Origin of the sequence: Methylotenera sp. N17, from assembly GCF_000799155.1 — a bacterium.
Classification (GTDB): domain Bacteria; phylum Pseudomonadota; class Gammaproteobacteria; order Burkholderiales; family Methylophilaceae; genus Methylophilus.
In genome coordinates this window covers 2,548,854-2,571,512 of the sequence record NZ_JUGE01000001.1, presented here as the reverse complement: position 1 = coordinate 2,571,512, position 22,659 = coordinate 2,548,854, and the positions used below count along the sequence as shown (strand labels likewise).

The 22,659-nt window shown below is 46.9% G+C and carries 17 protein-coding genes, 2 tRNA genes and 3 rRNA genes; 4 read left to right on the top strand and 18 right to left on the bottom strand.

Annotation, left to right across the window (positions count from 1 at the left end; genetic code table 11):
* Positions 1-18: 18 nt before the first annotated feature.
* The 8 genes from rimP to tyrS form a co-directional block, all read right to left on the bottom strand.
* Positions 19-507, bottom strand: coding sequence for a ribosome maturation factor RimP (gene rimP, locus FG11_RS12235; protein ID WP_025223475.1), 489 nt, complete (start codon positions 505-507; stop codon positions 19-21).
* 225 nt (positions 508-732) lie between these two features.
* Positions 733-846 (bottom strand): 5S ribosomal RNA (gene rrf, locus FG11_RS12230).
* A gap of 187 nt (positions 847-1,033) precedes the next feature.
* Positions 1,034-3,914, bottom strand: a 23S ribosomal RNA gene (locus tag FG11_RS12225).
* Between the two features lie 379 nt (positions 3,915-4,293).
* Positions 4,294-4,369: transfer RNA gene (locus FG11_RS12220), tRNA-Ala, on the bottom strand.
* A gap of 19 nt (positions 4,370-4,388) precedes the next feature.
* Positions 4,389-4,465 (bottom strand) — tRNA-Ile (locus tag FG11_RS12215).
* A 99-nt stretch (positions 4,466-4,564) separates the two neighbouring features.
* A 16S ribosomal RNA gene (locus FG11_RS12210) occupies positions 4,565-6,105 on the bottom strand.
* The 16S, 23S and 5S rRNA genes sit together here with 2 tRNA genes alongside, the layout of an rRNA operon.
* 666 nt (positions 6,106-6,771) lie before the next feature.
* Positions 6,772-7,542 carry a triose-phosphate isomerase gene (gene tpiA / locus FG11_RS12205; RefSeq protein ID WP_020183400.1) on the bottom strand — a complete coding sequence of 257 codons (771 nt, stop codon included), beginning with the start codon at positions 7,540-7,542 and terminating at the stop codon, positions 6,772-6,774.
* 88 nt (positions 7,543-7,630) lie between these two features.
* Positions 7,631-8,869: a tyrosine--tRNA ligase gene (gene tyrS, locus FG11_RS12200; RefSeq protein WP_052185040.1), complete on the bottom strand. Its 1,239-nt coding sequence runs from the start codon at positions 8,867-8,869 to the stop codon at positions 7,631-7,633.
* Positions 8,870-8,995: 126 nt separating this feature from the next.
* Between tyrS and FG11_RS12195 the strand changes: the two genes are divergently transcribed.
* The 3 genes from FG11_RS12195 (at position 8,996) to gltA (ending at position 12,890) form a co-directional block, all read left to right on the top strand.
* On the top strand, positions 8,996-10,315 hold the full coding sequence (locus FG11_RS12195; RefSeq protein ID WP_047535379.1) for a M23 family metallopeptidase: 1,320 nt from the start codon (positions 8,996-8,998) through the stop codon (positions 10,313-10,315).
* Between the two features lie 9 nt (positions 10,316-10,324).
* Positions 10,325-11,449: an anhydro-N-acetylmuramic acid kinase gene (locus FG11_RS12190; protein WP_047535376.1), complete on the top strand. Its 1,125-nt coding sequence runs from the start codon at positions 10,325-10,327 to the stop codon at positions 11,447-11,449.
* A gap of 142 nt (positions 11,450-11,591) precedes the next feature.
* A complete protein-coding gene (gltA, locus tag FG11_RS12185) occupies positions 11,592-12,890 on the top strand; it encodes a citrate synthase (RefSeq protein ID WP_020183395.1) in 1,299 nt (432 codons plus the stop codon).
* Positions 12,891-12,914: 24 nt separating this feature from the next.
* On the opposite strand, the gene FG11_RS12180 is transcribed toward gltA, so the two are convergent.
* From FG11_RS12180 to rplM, 7 genes are all read right to left on the bottom strand, one after another.
* Positions 12,915-13,580, bottom strand: a complete 666-nt coding sequence (locus tag FG11_RS12180; protein ID WP_200884581.1) for an arylesterase — start codon at positions 13,578-13,580, stop codon at positions 12,915-12,917.
* Between the two features lie 38 nt (positions 13,581-13,618).
* Complete coding sequence (gene erpA, locus FG11_RS12175; protein WP_020183393.1) at positions 13,619-13,999, bottom strand: iron-sulfur cluster insertion protein ErpA; 381 nt, start codon at positions 13,997-13,999, stop codon at positions 13,619-13,621.
* 107 nt (positions 14,000-14,106) lie between these two features.
* The gene (locus tag FG11_RS12170) at positions 14,107-14,490 is read right to left on the bottom strand and encodes a bactofilin family protein (RefSeq protein ID WP_020183392.1); all 384 of its coding nucleotides are present in this window, start codon (positions 14,488-14,490) and stop codon (positions 14,107-14,109) included.
* Between the two features lie 47 nt (positions 14,491-14,537).
* On the bottom strand, positions 14,538-14,909 hold the full coding sequence (locus tag FG11_RS12165) for a hypothetical protein (RefSeq protein WP_020183391.1): 372 nt from the start codon (positions 14,907-14,909) through the stop codon (positions 14,538-14,540).
* A 9-nt stretch (positions 14,910-14,918) separates the two neighbouring features.
* Positions 14,919-15,965, bottom strand: a complete 1,047-nt coding sequence (argC, locus tag FG11_RS12160; protein WP_047535373.1) for an N-acetyl-gamma-glutamyl-phosphate reductase — start codon at positions 15,963-15,965, stop codon at positions 14,919-14,921.
* 97 nt (positions 15,966-16,062) lie between these two features.
* Positions 16,063-16,455: a 30S ribosomal protein S9 gene (gene rpsI / locus FG11_RS12155; protein ID WP_020183389.1), complete on the bottom strand. Its 393-nt coding sequence runs from the start codon at positions 16,453-16,455 to the stop codon at positions 16,063-16,065.
* A 10-nt stretch (positions 16,456-16,465) separates the two neighbouring features.
* A complete protein-coding gene (rplM, locus tag FG11_RS12150; RefSeq protein WP_020183388.1) occupies positions 16,466-16,894 on the bottom strand; it encodes a 50S ribosomal protein L13 in 429 nt (142 codons plus the stop codon).
* 300 nt (positions 16,895-17,194) lie between these two features.
* On the opposite strand from rplM, the gene FG11_RS12145 reads away from it, so the two are divergent.
* Positions 17,195-19,060: a type IV pilus assembly protein FimV gene (locus tag FG11_RS12145; protein ID WP_047535371.1), complete on the top strand. Its 1,866-nt coding sequence runs from the start codon at positions 17,195-17,197 to the stop codon at positions 19,058-19,060.
* Here FG11_RS12145 and ubiA read toward each other — a convergent pair.
* From ubiA to recG, 3 genes are all read right to left on the bottom strand, one after another.
* The gene (ubiA, locus tag FG11_RS12140; protein ID WP_047535369.1) at positions 19,057-19,950 is read right to left on the bottom strand and encodes a 4-hydroxybenzoate octaprenyltransferase; all 894 of its coding nucleotides are present in this window, start codon (positions 19,948-19,950) and stop codon (positions 19,057-19,059) included. The genes FG11_RS12145 and ubiA overlap by 4 nt on opposite strands.
* On the bottom strand, positions 19,943-20,503 hold the full coding sequence (locus FG11_RS12135; protein ID WP_020183385.1) for a chorismate--pyruvate lyase family protein: 561 nt from the start codon (positions 20,501-20,503) through the stop codon (positions 19,943-19,945). The genes ubiA and FG11_RS12135 overlap by 8 nt, the downstream gene beginning before the upstream one ends.
* Before the next feature lie 98 nt (positions 20,504-20,601).
* Complete coding sequence (gene recG / locus FG11_RS12130; RefSeq protein WP_047535366.1) at positions 20,602-22,659, bottom strand: ATP-dependent DNA helicase RecG; 2,058 nt, start codon at positions 22,657-22,659, stop codon at positions 20,602-20,604.

Genomic DNA, 22,659 nt, shown 5'->3' with positions numbered 1-22,659 from the left:
TTCAAAGCAAAAGCTTACTTAATCAAACACCGGACTTAATCTGGCTTTATCAATATTACTTAAAGCCAACTTGTAAACGTGCCCCTCAAACTCCAACAGCACAGACTCATCTTCTGTACCGCGCAAAATGCCCAAAAATGTTTTGCGTGGCAAGGTCGTATCCGTGGCTTTAGGCCCCATATCCTTGACGCCCATGCGCAACTTAATTTGCACACGCTCGCCTGTAAATCGTACAAAATCGTTTAACTTCTTCAACACACGGTCTAGTCCTGCAGAAGAAATTTCCAGCCTATCGTAATCAATATCATGCTCAACGGTAAGTACATTGCCCAACTGATTACTGACCAGTACACAATCGTCAATATTCACGCTGTCTTTATTGTCTTTTGGGTTCAACTTATCAATGAACACCCGCAGCAATTTACCTCTGTTTGACATTTCCAAATCAACCAACTCAAAGCCAAGTTGATTCACTGTTTTCTCAATCAAAGTTTGCAAGTCTTGCATCAATCATTACTCCAGCTGTCATTTGTACTACTACGCAACGAGCAGAAACAAAAAATGGGCACAAAGCCCATTCAAATTATTGCCATATTATACCAATTAATTCAAGCAATTGGAATGCTTTCCATCGCATGTATTAACGGTAGCTAAAACGAATAAAGCCCTCACAAGAGGGCTTTATTGAGAGTTACTTAAAGCTAATATAGCTTAAGTAACTCAATATAAATAGCTTGGCGGTGACCTACTTTCGCATGCGAAGAGCATACTATCATTGGCGCTGGTTCGTTTCACGGCCCTGTTCGAGATGGGAAGGGGTGGTTCCAAACCGCTATGGCCGCCAAGCATAACTGGTATCACTGATGTTTTGACTCTTACGAGTTTTCATCAGCAGAAATGCTGTGTTGCCGTCTCATTTTCATGAGGCGTCTTTAACAAATTGGAAGAAGTAAAGAATTTAAATGGGGTGATTACATATCGTGCTTTAAAACAAACCGTTAATCTTAACTTTTTGGTCAAGTCTTAAGGTTATAGGATCAAGCCTCACGGGCAATTAGTATCAGTTAGCTTAACGCATTACTGCGCTTCCACACCTGACCTATCAACGTCCTGGTCTCGAACGACCCTTTAGGGGGGTTAAACCCCCGGCAAGTCTCATCTTGAGGCGAGTTTCACGCTTAGATGCTTTCAGCGTTTATCTCTTCCACACTTAGCTACCCAGCGATACCATTGGCATGATAACTGGTCCACCAGCGGTGTGTCCACTCCGGTCCTCTCGTACTAGGAGCAGGTCCCCTCAAACTTGCAGCGCCCACGGCAGATAGGGACCAAACTGTCTCACGACGTTTTAAACCCAGCTCACGTACCACTTTAAATGGCGAACAGCCATACCCTTGGGACCGGCTACAGCCCCAGGATGTGATGAGCCGACATCGAGGTGCCAAACTCCCCCGTCGATATGAACTCTTGGGAGGAATCAGCCTGTTATCCCCAGAGTACCTTTTATCCGTTGAGCGATGGCCCTTCCATACAGAACCACCGGATCACTATGACCTGCTTTCGCACCTGCTCGACCTGTCCGTCTCGCAGTCAAGCAACCTTATGCCATTGCACTATCAGTACGATTTCCGACCGTACCTAGGTTACCTTCGCACTCCTCCGTTACTCTTTGGGAGGAGACCGCCCCAGTCAAACTGCCCACCATACACGGTCCCCAGTCCAGATTATGGACCTAGGTTAGAACCTCAACAACATCAGGGTGGTATTTCAAGGTTGACTCCACGAAATCTAGCGACTCCGCTTCAACGTCTCCCACCTATCCTACACAAATCTTGTCAAAGTCCAATGTAAAGCTACAGTAAAGGTTCATGGGGTCTTTCCGTCTAGCCGCGGGTAGATTGCATCTTCACAAACATTTCAACTTCGCTGAGTCCCGAGAGGAGACAGTGTGGCCATCGTTACGCCATTCGTGCGGGTCGGAACTTACCCGACAAGGAATTTCGCTACCTTAGGACCGTTATAGTTACGGCCGCCGTTTACTGGGACTTCAATCAAGAGCTTGCACCCCATCATTTAATCTTCCAGCACCGGGCAGGCGTCACACCCTATACGTCCACTTTCGTGTTTGCAGAGTGCTGTGTTTTTATTAAACAGTCGCAGCCACCTTTTCACTGCAACCTCATCATGCTTCGAGAGTAAATCTCTACACATTACCGAGGCGCACCTTCTCCCGAAGTTACGGTGCTAATTTGCCGAGTTCCTTCTCCCGGGTTCTCTCAAGCGCCTTAGAATTCTCATCCTGCCCACCTGTGTCGGTTTGCGGTACGGTCTTATACAACTGAAGCTTAGTGGCTTTTCTTGGAAGCATGGTATCAATCACTTCGTCTACAAGTAGACTCGTTATCACGCCTTGACATTGACTCTCCGGATTTGCCTAAAGAATCTGTCTACACGCTTGAACCGGGACATCCAACACCCGGCTGACCTAACCTTCTCCGTCCCCACATCGCATTGTATAGAGGTACAGGAATATTAACCTGTTTCCCATCAGCTACGCATCTCTGCCTCACCTTAGGGGCCGACTCACCCTGCGCCGATGAACGTTGCGCAGGAAACCTTGGGCTTTCGGCGAGGGAGCTTTTCACTCCCTTTATCGCTACTCATGTCAGCATTCGCACTTCTGATACCTCCAGCATTCCTCACAGAACACCTTCGCAGGCCTACAGAACGCTCTCCTACCATACTAGTAAACTAGTATCCGAAGCTTCGGTTACGTGCTTAGCCCCGTTACATCTTCCGCGCAGGACGACTCGACCAGTGAGCTATTACGCTTTCTTTAAATGATGGCTGCTTCTAAGCCAACATCCTGGCTGTCTATGCCTTCCCACTTCGTTTTCCACTTAGCACGTCATTTGGGACCTTAGCTGTCGGTCTGGGTTGTTTCCCTCTTGACCACGGACGTTAGCACCCATGGTCTGTCTCCCGTAATTGCATTTCTCAGTATTCGGAGTTTGCAATGGTTTGGTAAGTTCTTATGAACCCCCTAGCCATAACAGTGCTCTACCCCCGAGAATGATATACGAGGCACTACCTAAATAGTTTTCGGAGAGAACCAGCTATTTCCAAGTTTGTTTAGCCTTTCACCCCTATCCACAGCTCATCCCCAAATTTTTCAACATTTGTGGGTTCGGACCTCCAGTACCTGTTACGGCACCTTCATCCTGGCCATGGATAGATCACTTGGTTTCGGGTCTACACCCAGCAACTAGACGCCCTATTCGGACTCGCTTTCGCTACGCCTCCCCTATCGGTTAAGCTTGCTACTGAATGTAAGTCGCTGACCCATTATACAAAAGGTACGCAGTCACCCCTTACGAGGCTCCCACTGTTTGTATGCATACGGTTTCAGGATCTATTTCACTCCCCTCCCGGGGTTCTTTTCGCCTTTCCCTCACGGTACTGGTTCACTATCGGTCGATTACGAGTATTTAGCCTTGGAGGATGGTCCCCCCATGTTCAGACAAGGTTTCTCGTGCCCCGCCCTACTTGTCGTTACCCTAGTTCCACACACGGGATTTCGTATAAGGGGCTATCACCCTCTATGGCCGGACTTTCCATTCCGTTCTACTATCGCATGTGCTAAAAATAACAGGCTGTTCCATGTTCGCTCGCCACTACTTACGGAATCTCGGTTGATTTCTTTTCCTCGAGCTACTTAGATGTTTCAGTTCACTCGGTTCGCCACCATCTCCCTATATATTCAGGAGCGGTTACCCTTGCGGGTGGGTTTCCCCATTCGGATATGTCCGGATCAAAGCTTATTTGCCAGCTCCCCGAACCTTTACGCAGGCTATCACGTCCTTCATCGCCTGTAATCGCCAAGGCATCCACCATATGCACTTATTCACTTGATCCTATAACGTTAAAACCTAAACCCTTTTTAAATCCAGATTTCATCATGCATGAGACATGCGTTATAGTTTTTCTAAAGCAACTTTTCTTAATCTGCAAGGTTGTACAAATTAAGATGGTTTTTATTTCACTTACATTTATTTCAAGAACTTTCATTCCAGAAACTCATGCCAAGCAAAATGTTCGATTTTGCAATCAGTCAATATTACTCCGGTTAAAAAATAATATTGCCCATTTGAATACAACATTGTCATCACACAATGTGCATTCTCTTTACTTCTTCCATTTTGTTAAAGAACAGTCTAGTTAAAAACTAGAAGCAAGTATTGTTTAAATCAATCCTTAAGCAATACTTGCTTCTAATTTCTACTCAACAAAGCTTGGTGGAGGATGACGGGATCGAACCGACGACCCCCTGCTTGCAAAGCAGGTGCTCTCCCAGCTGAGCTAATCCCCCATATATTACGAGGTGAATCTGGTGGGTCTGGTTGGGCTCGAACCAACGACCCCCGCCTTATCAAGACGGTGCTCTAACCAGCTGAGCTACAGACCCAATAAGGTAGTTTCTAATATTACCTGTGGCCAATCTTTGTTGTACTACTGTTGAATGACTGATAAGAGTGAATGCTTGCAGCAAAAGGTTTTGCTCTAGAAAGGAGGTGATCCAGCCGCACCTTCCGATACGGCTACCTTGTTACGACTTCACCCCAGTCATGAATACTACCGTGGTAAGCGTCCCCCTTGCGGTTAGACTACCTACTTCTGGTAAAACCCACTCCCATGGTGTGACGGGCGGTGTGTACAAGGCCCGGGAACGTATTCACCGCGACATGCTGATCCGCGATTACTAGCGATTCCGACTTCATGCAGGCGAGTTGCAGCCTGCAATCCGGACTACGATCGGCTTTCTGAGATTGGCTCCCCCTCGCGGGTTGGCAACTCTCTGTACCGACCATTGTATTACGTGTGAAGCCCTGGCCATAAGGGCCATGAGGACTTGACGTCATCCCCACCTTCCTCCGGTTTGTCACCGGCAGTCCCAATAAAGTGCCCAACTAAATGATGGCAATTATTGGCAAGGGTTGCGCTCGTTGCGGGACTTAACCCAACATCTCACGACACGAGCTGACGACAGCCATGCAGCACCTGTGTCCACTTTCTCTTTCGAGCACCTAATGCATCTCTGCTTCGTTAGTGGCATGTCAAGGCCAGGTAAGGTTTTTCGCGTTGCATCGAATTAATCCACATAATCCACCGCTTGTGCGGGCCCCCGTCAATTCCTTTGAGTTTTAATCTTGCGACCGTACTCCCCAGGCGGTCTACTTCACGCGTTAGCTGCGTTACTCATGGATTTTACTCCACCAACAACTAGTAGACATCGTTTAGGGCGTGGACTACCAGGGTATCTAATCCTGTTTGCTCCCCACGCTTTCGTGCATGAGCGTCAATATTATCCCAGGGGGCTGCCTTCGCCATTGGTATTCCTCCACATCTCTACGCATTTCACTGCTACACGTGGAATTCTACCCCCCTCTGACATATTCTAGCTTGATAGTTTCAAACGCAGTTCCCAAGTTGAGCTCGGGGATTTCACATCTGACTTATCAGGCCGCCTGCGCACGCTTTACGCCCAGTAATTCCGATTAACGCTCGCACCCTACGTATTACCGCGGCTGCTGGCACGTAGTTAGCCGGTGCTTCTTATCAAGGTACCGTCAGCCTCAGTCTATGTTAGAGACTAAGTTTTCTTCCCTTGCGAAAGAGCTTTACAACCCGAAGGCCTTCTTCACTCACGCGGAATGGCTGGATCAGGCTTGCGCCCATTGTCCAAAATTCCCCACTGCTGCCTCCCGTAGGAGTCTGGACCGTGTCTCAGTTCCAGTGTGGCTGGTCGTCCTCTCAGACCAGCTACTGATCGAAGCCTAGGTGAGCCTTTACCTCACCTACTAGCTAATCAGATATCGGCCGCTCCATTAACGCTAGGTCCGAAGATCCCCAGCTTTCCCCCTCAGGGCGTATGCGGTATTAGCTAATCTTTCGACTAGTTATCCCCCATTATTGGATACGTTCCGATATATTACTCACCCGTTCGCCACTCGCCACCAGGAGCAAGCTCCCGTGCTGCCGTTCGACTTGCATGTGTAAAGCATTCCGCCAGCGTTCAATCTGAGCCAGGATCAAACTCTTCAGTTTAATTTCTGACTATTACTTGTTTACCTCTTACGAGGTGGTTATTTCGCTTTGCTTTATTTCTCAAATTCATTTCAAGGTATGTGTTACTACTTAAAGTAACCTGTACATACTTGTCTTAAATTTAAGTGTAAGCGTTTATATTCTGAGTCTCTAAGAAACCGCAGTCTCTTAACCCATCACCACAAACACCCACACTTATCAGTCATTCAGATTGTTAAAGAACAGTTTGCTTTTCAGCTTTTCGTTAGCGCTTTGCGTTAACGAGGTGCGCATTATACAGAGCTTTTCAGCGGCGTCAATACTAATTTTCAAACAATTTTAAATTAATATAAACGGTATTTCTTGCAACACAATTTTACTACTTATCGCTGCGATGTTTTGCTAACGAGCCGCGCATTCTACAGGGCTTTTAATTATCGTCAATACTAATTTTGAATTTTTTTAAATTAATATAAATACGATACATTTTCCAACCACCTGCTGCGCTTCACTGCGGTATTTTGCTAGCGAAGGCGCGCATTTTACAGAGGCTAGATTTTTGGTCAAGCACTAATCGAAGTTTTTACAATTTAATTACAAATTGAATATAGAGCTGACAGATATCTAAATTAATAGAGGTTTAATTAGTGCGTCTGTAAACAAGATGAAGAACATGCTTTACAGATATTAGATAGCAGAGGATGCGCTATCGGCTGCTAGGCAAATGCCAACAAACTCTTCGGTATTAAGTGAAGCCCCGCCCACCAAGGCGCCATCTATGTCTGGCATGGCGAATAATTTTGCGGCATTGGTGCTGTTCACACTACCGCCATATAGTATGCGTATGTTTTGCGCGATTTCCGGATTGAGAATTTCGATATGCCCGCGCAGGAAACCCAATACATTTTGCGCATGTTCCGGCGTGGCTGCACGCCCGGTGCCGATGGCCCATACCGGTTCATACGCCAACACACCACCAGCTAGCCCTTGGATACCGATTTCATGAATGACTGCATTGAGCTGGCGAATGGTCACGATGTCCGTAGTGCCATCCTCGTACTCTTCTAAAGTCTCACCCATACAAAAGATAGGGGTTAGGCCGCACTGCACCGCAGCTTCAAAACGTTCGCCTGTAGATAAATCAGTATCATGCCCACGTTGGCGGCGTTCCGAGTGTCCGATAATGACGTAAGTACATCCGAATTCGGTCAGCATGGTGGGTGAAACTGAGCCGGTGTAGGCACCAGATAAGTAGCGGCTCATATTTTGGCCACCCCACTGGATATGGCTATCTTGAAGCATGGACTGTGCTTGGAATAAATAGGGATGTGGCATACACACCACATAATCTGCGCGTTGAAAGTCGCGGGTTTCGGTCAACAGTGTTTCTAAAAAAGCTTGATTGGACGGTAAGCTGCCATTCATTTTGCGATTGGCCACTACGATTTTACGTCTCATCTCTTTTCCTTAAAGCAAAACTGTATGCCTATCGTTTGATTACATTGTATGACTGATGACCAGTCATACTGTACATGAAGCTAACACATTAACGTAGTTCGATTTTTGCAAACTTACGCTTACCTACCTGCGCAATGACTGTTGTGTTTTTTTGAATCTGCAAGTTCTTATCTGTGACCTTCTCACTATCTAATTTGACACCGCCCTGCTGAATCGCACGTATCGCCTCGCTGGTACTCTCTACCAACCCTGCCATTTTTAGCAATTGCGCAATCCCCACGCTGGCACCATCCAGATCAACACGCACTTCCGGCACTTCATCGGGAACCCCGCCTTTTGCGCGTGTTTGGAAATCTTCCAACGCTTTTTCAGCATCCGCTCGACTATGAAAACGCGTGACAATTTCCTGCGCAAAACGTACTTTAATATTGCGTGGATTTTCGCCAGCGGCCACCTGCGCTTTCCATTGCGCAATTGTCTCTAGCGATTCAAACGACAGCAATTCTATATAACGCCACATCAAGACATCAGAAACCGACATGAGTTTGGCAAAGATGATTTCAGGCGCCTCGGCCACACCAATATAGTTACCTAGTGACTTGGACATCTTATTCACGCCATCCAAGCCTTCTAACAATGGCATGGTCAACACACACTGCTGGCTAAGACCTGCTTGTTTCTGCAGCTCACGCCCCATCAGCAAGTTAAATTTCTGATCGGTACCACCCAATTCCACATCCGCTTTCAGCGCGACTGAATCGTAACCTTGCAATAAAGGATACATAAACTCATGGATAGCAATCGGCTGATTGCTTTTAAAACGCTTACTGAAATCATCACGCTCAAGCATGCGTGCGACGGTGAGACTGGCCGCCAACTTCAACATACCCGCCGCGCCCAGATCATTTAGCCAGGCGGAGTTAAATACGATTTCCGTTTTATCTTTATCTAAAATCTTGAATACTTGCTCAGCATAAGATTGTGCGTTTTCCGCCACCTGCTCTTTAGTGAGTGGTGGACGCGTTGCACTTTTGCCAGTCGGGTCACCAATCATGCCGGTAAAATCGCCAATCAGGAACAACACCTGATGCCCTAGATCTTGAAACTGTCTGAGTTTGCTCAATAATACCGTGTGACCCAAATGCAAATCCGGTGCAGTGGGATCAAAGCCAGCCTTTATCCTGAGGGGTTTGCCAGCCTTTAACTTTTCGATCAGCTCTTGCTCAATCAGCAACTCATCAGCACCACGTTTGATGATCGCTAAGGTTTGATTTATGTCTATATTCACTGCGGATTCCGATATATTCAGGTTGATGTGAGCTTGCATACCTTGATTTTTTAATAATCATTTTTTTCTGTTAGTATGCTTTTCTACGCCTAATCATTTGACGTGTTTATCTGTTGATTCAATGGATATTGCACAAAGCATCGCCCACATTTTAACGCAAACATTATGTTTTCTAAACGCAAATTTTCACGCCACAAAACCAAGCTTCAATGGCTGATTGCAATCAGCGCAGTGTTAGCCATTGTTTTATGTATGGCCTTCAATGCAGCCCCTCAGGCAGAAACACAAGCCCTTACGCTCAAAACCATTACAGAAGAAGTAAGCCTGCCTTTGCCCAGCCCAACGTTGGATACCAATGAGTCGTTCTGGCAATTAGAGCAAGTGCGGCAAGATGACACGCTGCAAACATTGCTGAGACGCATGAATATCCGCGATGATGAGGCCATTAAATTTCTGTTACTCAGCCCAGATGCACATGCGTTGAATACACAACTGCTACCCGGGCACATTGTGGAAATCAAGTCGAATATACTGGGGAAATTGCTCTATCTAGAGTATGAATTAGATGAGGAAAATATCTTGGTCGCTGGCCTGACCAACACCGGCTATGTGATTGCCACTAAAAAACTATTGCTGGAAAGCCAACAGGTATTAAAATCTGCGGTGATTCGAGACACTTTATTTGGCGCGACGGACGACGCAGGTATTCCAGATCAGATTGCCATTCAAATTGCAGACATTCTCTCTTCCGAAATCGACTTTTATCAGGATCTGCGTCCGGGTGACCGCTTTCATGTGATTTACGAAGCGTTTTACAATGCCGGCGAAATGATGAAAACCGGCAACGTGTTGGCAGTGGAGTTTGTCAACAATGGCCAGACCTATCAAGCCATTCATTACGGTGACGCCTCCGGCAAATACGCTTATTACACACCGGAAGGCAAAAGTCTGCACAAAACATTTTTACGCTCCCCGTTAGAATATACGCGCATCAGCTCCTCATTCAGCGCAGGGCGTTACCATCCAATATTACAACGCATCCGCGCGCACCAAGGCGTTGACATGGCCGCGCCAACCGGCACCCGCGTTAAAGCAGCAGGTGATGGCGTAGTGGCTTTTATGGGTAGAAAAGGCGGTTATGGCAATGTAGTGGTTCTGAGCCACCCCAATGGCGTGAGTACAGTATATGGCCATTTATCGCGCTTTTCAGACGCCATTCGCAAAGGGGATGCCGTAAATCAAGGTGATATTATTGGCTACGTAGGCATGACCGGCATGGCGACTGGCCCACATTTGCATTATGAGTTTTTGGTGAATGGCAGCCATCGCGACCCAATGAAAATTACCTTGCCGACCAGCACGCCGATGGATGGAAATTTTAAAACCGCATTTCACGCACAGAGCATACAATTAATGGCCAAACTGGCATTATTAAAACAGCGCGCGCAACTGGCAGCTTATCCTGCACCCCAGCTAACGCATTAATTGAGTCCTATGAACGCACCTAATCTATATATTGGCATTATGTCTGGCACTAGCCTAGATGGCATAGATGTCTGTCTAGTCGATACACGGCCACAGCAATTCAAGGTCTTAGCCACGCATTTTTTGGCTTATCCAGAACAGATCAAATCGGCATTACTAACATTACATACCCCAAGCCATAACGAGCTAGAGTACAGCCAAATGGTGGCCAATGACTTGGCTACCTTGTACGCCCAAGCAGTGAATGCGTTGCTCACTGAGCAGCAACTTCTGCCGAATCAAATTGCCGCCATCGGTTGTCATGGGCAAACTATCCGTCATCGCCCGGTGATAGATGGCAAGATGGGATTTACATTACAAATCGGCAATGCCGCATTGTTGGCGGAGCTCACCCATATTACAGTGGTTGCGGATTTTAGAAGCCGCGACATTGCGGCGGGCGGTCAAGGTGCACCATTGGTGCCCGCGTTCCACCAAGCCATTTTTAGCCATGCTGATTACAATCGGGCACTGGTGAATATTGGGGGCATTGCCAATATTACGTATCTGCCCAAAGCAAATGCCAAAGACTCCCAAATATTGGGCTTTGATTCTGGCCCAGGCAATATGCTGATGGATGCTTGGATTAAACAACACCTACAGAGAAATTATGATGCGGATGGTGCTTGGGCCGCAACTGGGACAGTACTTCCTGCCCTGCTGTCTGCCTTATTGAACGACCCTTACTTTACAGCACCGCCACCAAAAAGCACCGGTCGCGATTTATTCAACGATGCGTGGCTAGCTACGCAATTGGGCAATGAGCAGTACGCACCTCAAGACGTTGCACGCACCCTGCTTGCGTTCACCGCACATACGATTTACCAAGCGATTCAAGACCACTGCAGCCAAACCGAGGAAATTTATCTGTGCGGTGGTGGTGCACGCAACACTTTGCTGGTCGACACATTACGTGGCTTGTTCAAACACACACCAGTGCATACAACAGATACACTCCATGTTGGCGTGGATTGGGTTGAAGCCGCCGCCTTTGCATGGTTAGCGCAACAAACCATGACTGGTCAAGCCGGTAACTTGCCTAGCGTGACCGGCGCCAAAGGCCCGAGAGTATTGGGTGCAATTTACCCAGCCTGAGCTTATGCACCAACAGTGCGCACTTTAATTGTGCAATAAATTTGCCAGTTTTTGCCTTGCAGTGGTATTTGTGCCCGGTTCTATCAACATTTCAGCTTTCGATTGCGTATAATTGATCATAAACGTTAATAAAGAGTCACTTATGGCAACAAAACCTACCAAAGCAACCATCACATTTGACAACCAAAGCAGCCCGATTGAATTACCCGTGCTGTCTGGCACTTTGGGCAATGACGTCATTGATATTCGCTCGCTAGGCAAGCATGGCGTATTTACCTACGACCCTGGCTTTATGTCTACAGCCGCCTGCCAATCCAATATTACGTTTATTGATGGCGAGCAAGGCCTGCTCTACTACCGCGGTTACCCGATTGAGCAATTGGCTGAGCACTGTGATTTTCTAGAAGTCTCTTATCTGCTGATGCATGGTGAGTTACCCAATGCCGCACAAAGGGAAGAGTTCACCAAACTGATTGGCACGCACACCATGCTGCACGACCAGCTAAGCAATGTGTTCCGCGGGTTCAGGCGCGACGCACACCCTATGGCAGTCATGATCGGCGTGGTCGGTTCTATGTCAGCGTTCTATTTTGATGCAATGGATGTATATAACCCGCAGCATCGCGAAATTTCAGCCTACCGTTTATTGGCCAAGGTACCGACCATTGCTGCTTGGAGTTATAAGTACAACTTGGGTCAACCGTTTATGTACCCAAAAAACAAACTCAATTATGCAGAAAACTTTATGCATATGATGTTTGCAACGCCGTGTGAAGAATACGAGCCCAACCCAGTATTGGCCAAAGCATTTGAGAAAATCCTGATCTTACATGCCGACCACGAGCAAAACGCTTCTACCAGTACAGTGCGCTTGGTAGGCTCTAGCGGTGCCAACCCGTTTGCCAGCATCTCCGCCGGCATTGCATCGCTATGGGGGCCAGCCCACGGCGGCGCTAACGAAGCCACGCTTAAAATGCTAGAGGAGATGGGTGATGTTAGCCGTATTGGTGAGTTTATCAAACGTGCAAAAGATAAAACCGACAGCTTCCGTCTCATGGGCTTTGGCCATCGCGTCTATCGCAATATGGATCCGCGCGCAGCCATCATGCGTAAAACCTGCCATGAGGTGCTAAACGAATTAGGTCTGCATGATGACCCAATGTTTAAACTGGCGATGGAGTTGGAGCGCATTGCGCTGGAGGATGACTATTTCGTTTCACGCAAACTGTATCCAAACGTAGATTTTTACAGCGGCATCGTCATGCGTGCAATGGGCATTCCTAATAGCATGTTCACCGCCATTTTTGCCTTAGCGCGTACCGCAGGCTGGATTGCGCAATGGAGCGAGATGAACGCAGACCCGGAACACAAAATCGGTCGGCCAAGACAGCTATATACCGGCGACCACAGACGTGAGTTTGTGCCCATTAACAAACGCTAGCCAATCAACTTCCTATTCACTTAATTAAGGCGCTCGGACAAACCCAAGCGCCTTTAATGTTTCTTGCATAGCCTTAGCCACCTCCACATAGCCTTGTGCATTCGGATGTATCTGATCTGCCTTGAGATCACGCTTGGACAGTACATCTGAAAAGATGTCCGTGATTAAAGGCACCTTGGTTTCTTCCGCCACACGCGCATAGAGCGGATGGTCTGACAAATTGCCCACCGCCGCCATCAACGGACTGATTTCGGGAATCGCCACCAACGCAATTTGCACACCCTGCGTTTTGGCCTGTGCGATGATAGATTTCAAGTTTTCCTCTACTTGCTTAGTCGGCACCTGACGCAATAAATCATTTCCCCCTAATTCAATCAGGAGCAGTTTAGGCTGATGCTCCTCCAGCAGGTTAGGCAAACGTTGTAAGCCGCCACTGGTGGTATCACCAGGAATACCCGCATTTACAATATGCCAGCCAGTGGCTTTTTCCAATAGTTCAGGATAAGCCTCTTCTGGCTTTGCCCCTGTGCCATAGCTCAAGCTATCGCCCAGAATCAATACCGTTGCCCCCTGCGCTATTGCAGGTTGCGGCGGATGCTTTTCCGCACAGGCCAACAAGACCAAAAAAATCACCAACACTAGTTTTTTCATATGCTCTTTACCACTCATCACAGCCAATAAAAAAGCCAAGCAATATGCTTGGCTTTAGTTGTGTGCAACTGCATACCTTACACTGAAAATGAAGACCCACAGCCGCAGGTCGTTTGTGCATTCGGGTTACGAATCACAAACTGTGAACCTTGCAAACTATCTTGGTAATCAATTTCCGCACCCATGAGATACTGTAAGCTCATTGGGTCAATCAGTAAGGTGACCGCGTCTTTTTGTACTTGCGTATCATCTTCGTTCACTTCCTCTTCAAAAGTGAAACCGTACTGGAAGCCTGAGCAACCACCGCCACTGACAAATACGCGCAGCTTCAAATCTGGCGTACCTTCTTCCTCAATCAGTTCTTTTACTTTTTTTGCCGCATTGTCGGTAAACACCAATGGTGCTGGCATCTCAATGTTGGCCAAACTCTCTGTAGATAATTCTGCAACTGTATTCATGTGCGCTCCTTTTTCGTGCCTGAGTTGCTTACAATAATGTGTTCGACGACCGCCCCATGCAAACGTTCGACGATTTAATACTTAAATTTTATTTCTTGCGCCGCCAGCTACACCGCGGAGTCTACGGACTCTTCACCAATGTAAATCAAGCGACCTTCAATCACTGCACCGGTATGCATTTCCAGTGATTTGTAATGCAAATCACCAGTAATACGTGCCTTCGACTGCAATTCTATAAATTGTCCAGCTTTGACCGGGCCGACCACCTTACCATTTAATACAATTTTTGCTGCAGCAACCGCGCCTTCTACACGCCCATGTTCACTTAAAATCAAGGTGCTGGGCGAATCCACTGGCTCTGCTACATTGCCGTACACTGCGCCATCAATACGCAGGCCACCGCTAAAATAAATATTGCCTTCTACACGCGTATCCGCGCCGATTAATGTATCGATTCTGCTATCAATCTTATTACTTTTTTTGAAAAACATTGCCAATCCTTACAAAACGCTACGGTATTGAAACTGCATGACGTTGGTTATTTGCCAGTTCTTCTACTCAGCATGTTTTTATAAAACACCAACTCTTCTTTGACCTTCAAGTTCTCATCTTGAACGGTTGCTAGCTCTTTTGCAAGGTTATTATTTGTCGCAAGCTCCACCTGTAACTCACGCTGCGCCCCTATTAGTTTGGTCTGCAGGTCTTTATTTTCAAGTGTTGTTTGCTGTAAACGTACACGAATCGTTTCTCTTTCGCTATCGTGCAGCGCCCAAAATGCCAAACCGACCCCTAAACACATGAATATAAACGCAGACAGCCACTGAAAATACCAGGGACGACGTGAACGCACTGCTACTTGCTTAGCGGTTAAGCCAAAGTTACTGCGGAATTTACGTCGTATCGGTTTCATGCCAGTGTATTAGGGGAGTAAGGGCAATACCTGTAAGCCTGTTTTCTCATCCAACCCCATCATAATGTTCATATTTTGCACAGCTTGGCCGGCTGCGCCTTTCACCAAGTTATCTTGTACTACTACCAATGTGAGATAGTCTGCACTCTGACGCTGCAAGGCAATGCGCAAATGGTTTGCTCCTCTGACCGAACGTGTTTCCGGAAGTTTCCCAGCTGGCAACACATCCACAAAATACTCATCCGCATAACGTGTTTCATACAATTTTTGCAAATCCACGTCTTGCGCGGCAGCCGATAGCTTGACATACAGCGTCGACAACATGCCCCGTATCATTGGAATCAAATGTGGCACAAAAATAAATTGCAGTGACTGATGTGCCAACTGCGTTAATTGCGCCTCGATTTCCGGGTGATGGCGATGTCCAGCAACACCATACGCCTTCATATTGTCACTAGACTCAGAGAACAGCGTTGCAACTTCGGCCTTACGGCCTGCACCGGATACGCCCGATTTAGCATCTGCAATGATGGGGGCTGAGAAATCAATCAGTCCTTTTTCTAGCAAAGGCGCTAAGCCTAACAATACCGTGGTCGGATAACAGCCTGGATTACCGATGACTTGTGCTTGCTTAATCTGTGTGCGGAACAGCTCTGGTAAACCATAGACGGCATTCTGTAAAATCTCTGGGCAGCTATGCGGCATTTTGTACCACCGCTCAAACACGGCAGTGTCTTGCAATCTAAAGTCTGCCGCCAAATCAATCACTTTGACACCAGCAGCCACCAAGGCTTGCGCTTGGCTCATAGCAACACCATGTGGCGTTGCAAAAAACACCACATCACAGGCAGCCAGATTGGCAGTAGCCGGATCGCTAAACGCCAAATCTACATATCCCCGCAGATTTGGAAACATATCCGCTACCAATGTTCCTGCATCGCCACGTGAGGTAATCACCGTGAGCTCAACATGCGGATGCACTGCTAGCAAACGCAAAAGCTCCACACCGGTATACCCTGTGCCACCTACAATGCCGACTTTAACTTGTTGTGTCATGAATAAGTGCTTGCCCTAAAAATGAAACCTTAAATGAAAAAGGCCGCTAGCGCGACCTTTTTTTGTACTTAGACGCTCAATGAAGCGTAGTAAGCAATTAACGTTTAGAGAATTGTTTACGACGACGCGCTTTGCGTAAGCCCACTTTTTTACGTTCTACTTCACGTGCATCACGTGTTACGAAACCTGCGTGTGACAATGCGCTTTTCAATGCAGCATCGTAATCGATCAAAGCGCGAGTAATACCATGACGCACTGCACCGGCTTGACCAGACTCACCGCCGCCAACCACATTCACCATGATATCAAAGCTAGCTGTGTTGTTCGTCAACTCTAATGGTTGACGCAAAATCATACGTGAAGTCACGCGTGAGAAATATTCATCTACAGGCTTATCATTCACAATGATGTTGCCTTTGCCAGATTTTAAGAATACACGTGCCACTGAACTTTTGCGACGACCTGTACCGTAGTTATATTTACCAATCATTTTGCAATCCTTAGATAGTCAATGCTTGCGGTTGTTGCGCAGCATGTTCATGCTTGTCGCCAGCATAAACTTTCATTTTTTTGATCATGGCATAACCCAATGGGCCTTTTGGCAACATGCCTTTTACTGCTTTTTCTAATGCGCGGCCTGGGAAACGGTCTTGCATTTTAGAGAAAGTAGTGGTGCTGATACCACCTGGGTAACCAGAGTGACGATGATATTCTTTATCAGTCGCTTTTGCGCCTGTCACTTTGATTTTGTCCGCATTGATGACAACAATGTAGTCACCTGTATCTACGTGCGGCGTGTAAATTGTTTTATGTTTACCACGTAAACGGTGTGCAATAGCACTCGCCAAACGACCCAATACTAAATCGGTGCCGTCGATGACAAACCAATCACGTTGTACTTCATGTGTTTTTGCTGAAAATGTTTTCATTTTTTATAACTACCAAATCATAGCTTATAAATTCAAGAGGGCGGATTATATGCTTTTGCCTTAACGCTTGTCAACGCCGAGTTGCTTATTTTAAGAAAGTATTTTTTTGCCGTCTACCACACACATTACACATATTGGCATGCCGATTGCTTATATATAATCAAAAGCAGTTAACAACGACGCAGAGAAATACGTAAGTTATTGATTTTTAATATTTAATAAAATTATCAACTTAGTTGAGTACATTATACTACAGACAATGATGACGAAGTTTTCATCAATTGTGATGAAGAGGTGGATATGGATAACAATTTAAAACTTAGAAAAGCAATCATTATCGCCATTGCCTTGATGGGCACCGGTTACTCGTTGCATTCTAAAGCGATTGGCCTGAGCGATATTCAAGTGAAGTCTTATTTAGGCCAGCCCTTACTAGCTAATATTAAGGTGAGCGGGCTAGACAAAAAAATGGATGAGCGCTGCTTTTCAATTGCGAGCGACGACACCAATGCCATCAGCAACGTCAATTTCAAGCTCAATCGCACCTCCGATGAAACTGGCATTCTGTCTTTGACCTCTAACAAAGCGGTATTGGAGCCGATTGCTTCATTGACTGTGGTAGGCCACTGCGATGCTATATTTACACGCCAATATCAATTATTAATTGATCCGGCCAGCACTATCTCTAATGTAGACACCGACACCAATGGCGAAATGACCATAAGCCACAACGGCGTACAAAGCAGCTTTAGTGAGGCCGAAACTGAAACAGCAAGTACATTGAGTACAAACGCAGCCACTGTCAAAACAGCACGCAAAAGCAAACGCCAAGCCTCAGCCACAAAACAAGTAAAAGCACCAAACGTGGATTCTGTTGTTGCGGGCGCAAGCAACAACGCAGCACACAATGCACAGGTTGTTTACAACACCCCTAAATCCAGCGTTGCTGCACCGGTGGAATCAAAACCAAGATTGTCTATTTCCAGTGGCGATGTCAACTTTAGGGAACTTGCCAATGTGCCTATGAAATTGGCATTTGATAAACGTATCAACACCAGCCGTGAAACCAACCCACAGGCATATTCTGAACAAGCAGAATTTGCCGATGAAGTCACCGTGATGAACAACCGCTTGGCGCATCTAGACAAGCAATTAAATAGCTTGTACGCACAAAACGCCAGCCTTAAACAAGCCAACATCAACACACAAGCTGAGCTCACTACACTTAAACAACAAAATGATGTATTGCGCATGCTTTCCTTTTGTTTAGGCGGCGGCTTATTGGCCACTGGCTACTTTTTTGTAGACTGGTTAAGAAGAAGAAATGCTGTTGCGCGCGCAGAAAATGAACAAGCCTTATGGGTAAGCTTGCAAGCCGAGCAGCATGCCGCCGAAAGCAATCTTACATTTGGCTTAGATGAATCATTTGAGCCACAAACTTCTGTCGCTTCTACCAAACCGCAAGAAGAACTATCTGACATGGGTAATGCACCGCTTTTTAATAGCACTTATCCAAGCCAAGCCATGCCTGAAATCATTCAGGAAGAAACGCACATTACCGAAGATGCCGAGTTATTGATTTCACACGGCCGCATCCATTTAGCCATTGAGTTGCTGCAAAACCATTTAATCGAAACACCGAAAGACTCAGCTTCCACCTGGTTATTCTTATTAGATTTACTGGCCAAAGAAGGCATGCAAAAAGAGTTTGAAGTAGCCGCTACCGAATGCAAAAAACACTTTAACGTGCAGCTTGAAGACTTTTCAAGACCGCTTGCTGACAGTAACAGCCTAGAGTCTTTTGAGCGCATTTCTAAAGAGTTGCAAAAACTCTGGGGCACAGAAAAAGCCTTGGTGTTCTTAGATGAACTGATTTACAACACACGCTTAGAGCCACGTGCTGGCTTTGATAAACCTGTATTTGAAGAGCTTGTGCTATTGCGCGAAATTGCAGAAGAAGAAGTCAAACTTGCAGAGGTTATTTCACTGCATGAAGAAAAAACATCACGTAGACAGAAAAAGGAAAAAACCATGACCATTAACTTACCTGAAATCGAAACCTCAGAAGCATTCAAACAACTTGCGCTAGAAACAAGCAAAGACAATGTGGAAATTGCAAACGAAGAGCACTTCGAATTTGAATTATTGGATCTTGCACGCAACTAAAATAGTAGGTGTGAGGCTTTGTAGAAGACCAAGTCTAACCACAAGCCCAACGTAATTGCCCCACCTATCCAGCTATTCCACAAAAACGCCTTAAAGCAATCTGCCTTAAGGCGTTTTTTAATGAGCCAGTATTGATGCATCATCAGTAATAACGCCAGCAGTAAACCTGCGTAGTAGAACAGCCCGAACCGCATAAACATGCCGACATAAGTCAATATGCCTAGCATGGCCGCAAAGCAAACCATGATCGCCAGCACATCGTAGCGCCCAAAAAATATCGCGGAAGAACGAATGCCAATCTTTAGATCATCTTCACGATCCACCATGGCATACGCTGTATCGTAGGCAATCGCCCAAAACACATTAGCAAGCAGCAATTGCCAGGCCAGTGGTGGCACATAATCATTTATGGCTGCAAACGCCATGGGAATACCAAAGCCAAAAGCAACGCCAAGATACGCTTGTGGAATCACCAGAAAACGCTTGGTGAGTGGATAGGTAGCGGCTAAAAATAAAGCGGCGACAGAAAGCAACACGGTTTGCCGATTTAGAAAACACACGAGTATAAAGGCGATTAGACACAGCCCTAGTGCCAGCCAAGCCGCTTCTTTTACACTCACCTCTTGCGTGGCTAATGGACGCAATTTGGTACGCTCCACCAATCCATCGTAGCGGCGATCAGCCATGTCATTTAAAACACAGCCGGCACTGCGCATCAGCACAGTCCCTGTCACAAAAATAAGTACGATAGAAAGAGTTGGATAGCCACGCCCCGCTATGAGTAATGCCCATAGCGTGGGCCACAATAACAATAAAATACCAATTGGCTTATCTAAGCGCATCAAGCGCTCATAAGCATCCAACTTCAACATCAGCGTTTGTTTATTCATAAAGTTGCGGTAAAAAAACCTCTGTGACTAAGATACTAGCACGATGGATACTAGCGCAATTTAAGTAAAATACAGAGCGCCTTGCCCAAAGGTAAGTGGGCGCATGATTAAGGTGCGCCACCGCTTTTTGGTATAGCTGATGTTGCTGTGTCAGCTTTTTATAACGTAACGGCGTGCGTTTTACTTGCGGATTGGCAAACAATAGCGCGCCCAAAGGCTGATTACCTAGGCGAGCAAGTCGATGCCATTGCCCTCTCAACGCTTTTCTCGGAATCACGCTATGTGCAAACACCACTGCCTGCTGATTGCCGATTAATCTGACCTCACGCACAGTCGCCAATTGATGCGGCTTGAGCCCAAGCAACTGAATTTCATCTTGCATGGCGCGCGCCAAACGCATGGACTGCGTTTGTACGGAAAACTGCACATAGCGCTGTTGTAAGCGCGCAGTCAGCGAATCGTGATTGATCAGCCAGGCATGATCCCGACGGCAAGCAAACGGTTTATGTAACCAACGTTGCCTTTGATTCACGGTATGCGGGTATATTTTCAAGTTAAGATTATTTTCAAAGTGACTGCTTATTCATGCTGCAGATTATGGCATAGCCGTTTATCACATTGTATTGTGGTGATGGTTTAATACACAGCCCGTCATACTTTCACCAGCTCATCAACTTGGTACATCCACCGCGCCAAATGTGCGTCTACCGCCTGCGGCGCCTGCATTAATAACTGCTCTGCTGTTGCTTTAGCCGCCATCAATAAATCTTCATCACGGTTAATATCGGCGATTTTTAACATGGGCACACCACTTTGGCGCGTACCTAAAAACTCACCCGGCCCACGCAATTGTAAATCAGCCTGCGCAATCAAAAAGCCATCCGTATGCTCATACATGACTTTTAAACGTTCACGCGCAGCCTCTGATAACTTAGCCTGATACAGCAAGATACAGGTACTTTTGGCAGCGCCGCGCCCTACCCGACCGCGCAACTGATGCAATTGACTGAGCCCAAAACGCTCTGCATGTTCTATCACCATCAGGCTTGCGTTGGGTACATCCACGCCCACCTCAATCACCGTCGTTGCAACCAATAGCTGGGTTTGGTGTTGGCTAAAGGCTTCCATGACCGCCTGTTTTTCTGCGGATTTCATGCGGCCATGCACCAAGCCTATGTTCAGTTCAGGAAATTGCGCCTGCATGTAAGCATAGGTATCGTTAGCGGTTTGCAATTGTAGCGCTTCTGATTCTTCAATCAGCGGGCATACCCAATACGCCTGATGTCCTGATTGGCAGGCATCACGCACGCGCTGTAAAATTTCGTCTCGCCGTTGATCAGAGACTAGCTTAGTGACAATGGGTGTACGGCCCGGTGGCAACTCATCAATCACCGATACATCTAAGTCTGCGTAGTAGCTCATCGATAGTGTGCGCGGAATAGGTGTGGCTGACATCATTAACTGGTGTGGCTCAGGCTGCCCTTTTTGGCGCAAAGCCAAGCGCTGCTGCACGCCAAAGCGGTGCTGCTCATCAATAATGGCCAGACCCAGACGTTTAAATACGACGGCCTCTTGAAACAAGGCATGTGTGCCAATCGCCAGCTGCGCTTGGCCACTGGCGATGCTATCCAGCGCTTGTGCGCGCTCTTTTTTGCTTTGGCTGCCGGTCAACCAAGCAATGTGTATATGCAGCGGCACTAGCCATTGCATAAATTTTTTATAGTGCTGTTCCGCCAGAATTTCTGTCGGCGCCATCAAGGCCACTTGCCAATCATGCTCAATGGCTTGTAGTGCCGCAATACATGCCACAATGGTTTTTCCGCTACCCACATCGCCTTGTAGCAATCGCTGCATAGGGTACGGTTGTGCTAAATCGTGCGCGATTTCCGCAGTGACTTTTTGTTGTGCTGCAGTAAGCTGAAACGCCAAATGCTTGAGCAGTGCCGGCACCCACTTCACGGATGCAGCGACACTGGGTGCATCCAAACTACGTCTTTTTGCGTGATGTTTGCGCATGGAAAGTTGCTGCGCCAGCAACTCATCAAACGCCAATCGACGCCACGCTGGCAAGCGGCGTGCTTGTAATGCCTCCAGTGAAATATCTGGACTGGGTTGATGTAAGGTGCGTATGCTTTCGGCAAAACTAGGCAAGCGATGCTCGGCATAGATGGACGCCGGTAGCGTTTCAAATAGAAGATCGCGCTGCAAAGCGAGCATTACCGCTTTACGAATATGCGCTTGCGATAAACCTGCGGTAGTGGGGTAAACCGGCGTTAATACTGCATTGATGGGTGTATCCTCGCGCCACGCTTTGCATTGCGGATGCACCATCTCGTAACCAAAAAATCCGTGGCGCACTTCGCCATAAATACGCAGTTTTGCACCTTCTTTAAGCTGCGTGATTTGGCTGGGATAAAAATGCAAAAAGCGTAACGTGAGCTGCCCACTTTCATCTTGCAAGCGTGCAATCAATGCTTTGCGTGGCTTGTACGTGACTTCTGCATGCACAATCTCGCCCTGTACCTGCGCCTCATCACCCAAACGTAAATCACGTATTGCCGTAATGCGGGTTTCGTCAATATAGCGCAACGGCAAATGCAAAATCAGGTCATGCAAGGTACGCACACCTATTTTGGCCAAATGGCTGACCAACGCAGGGGTAAATCCTTTTTGCTCAGCTAATAAGTGATGTGTTGAAAATGAAGACAA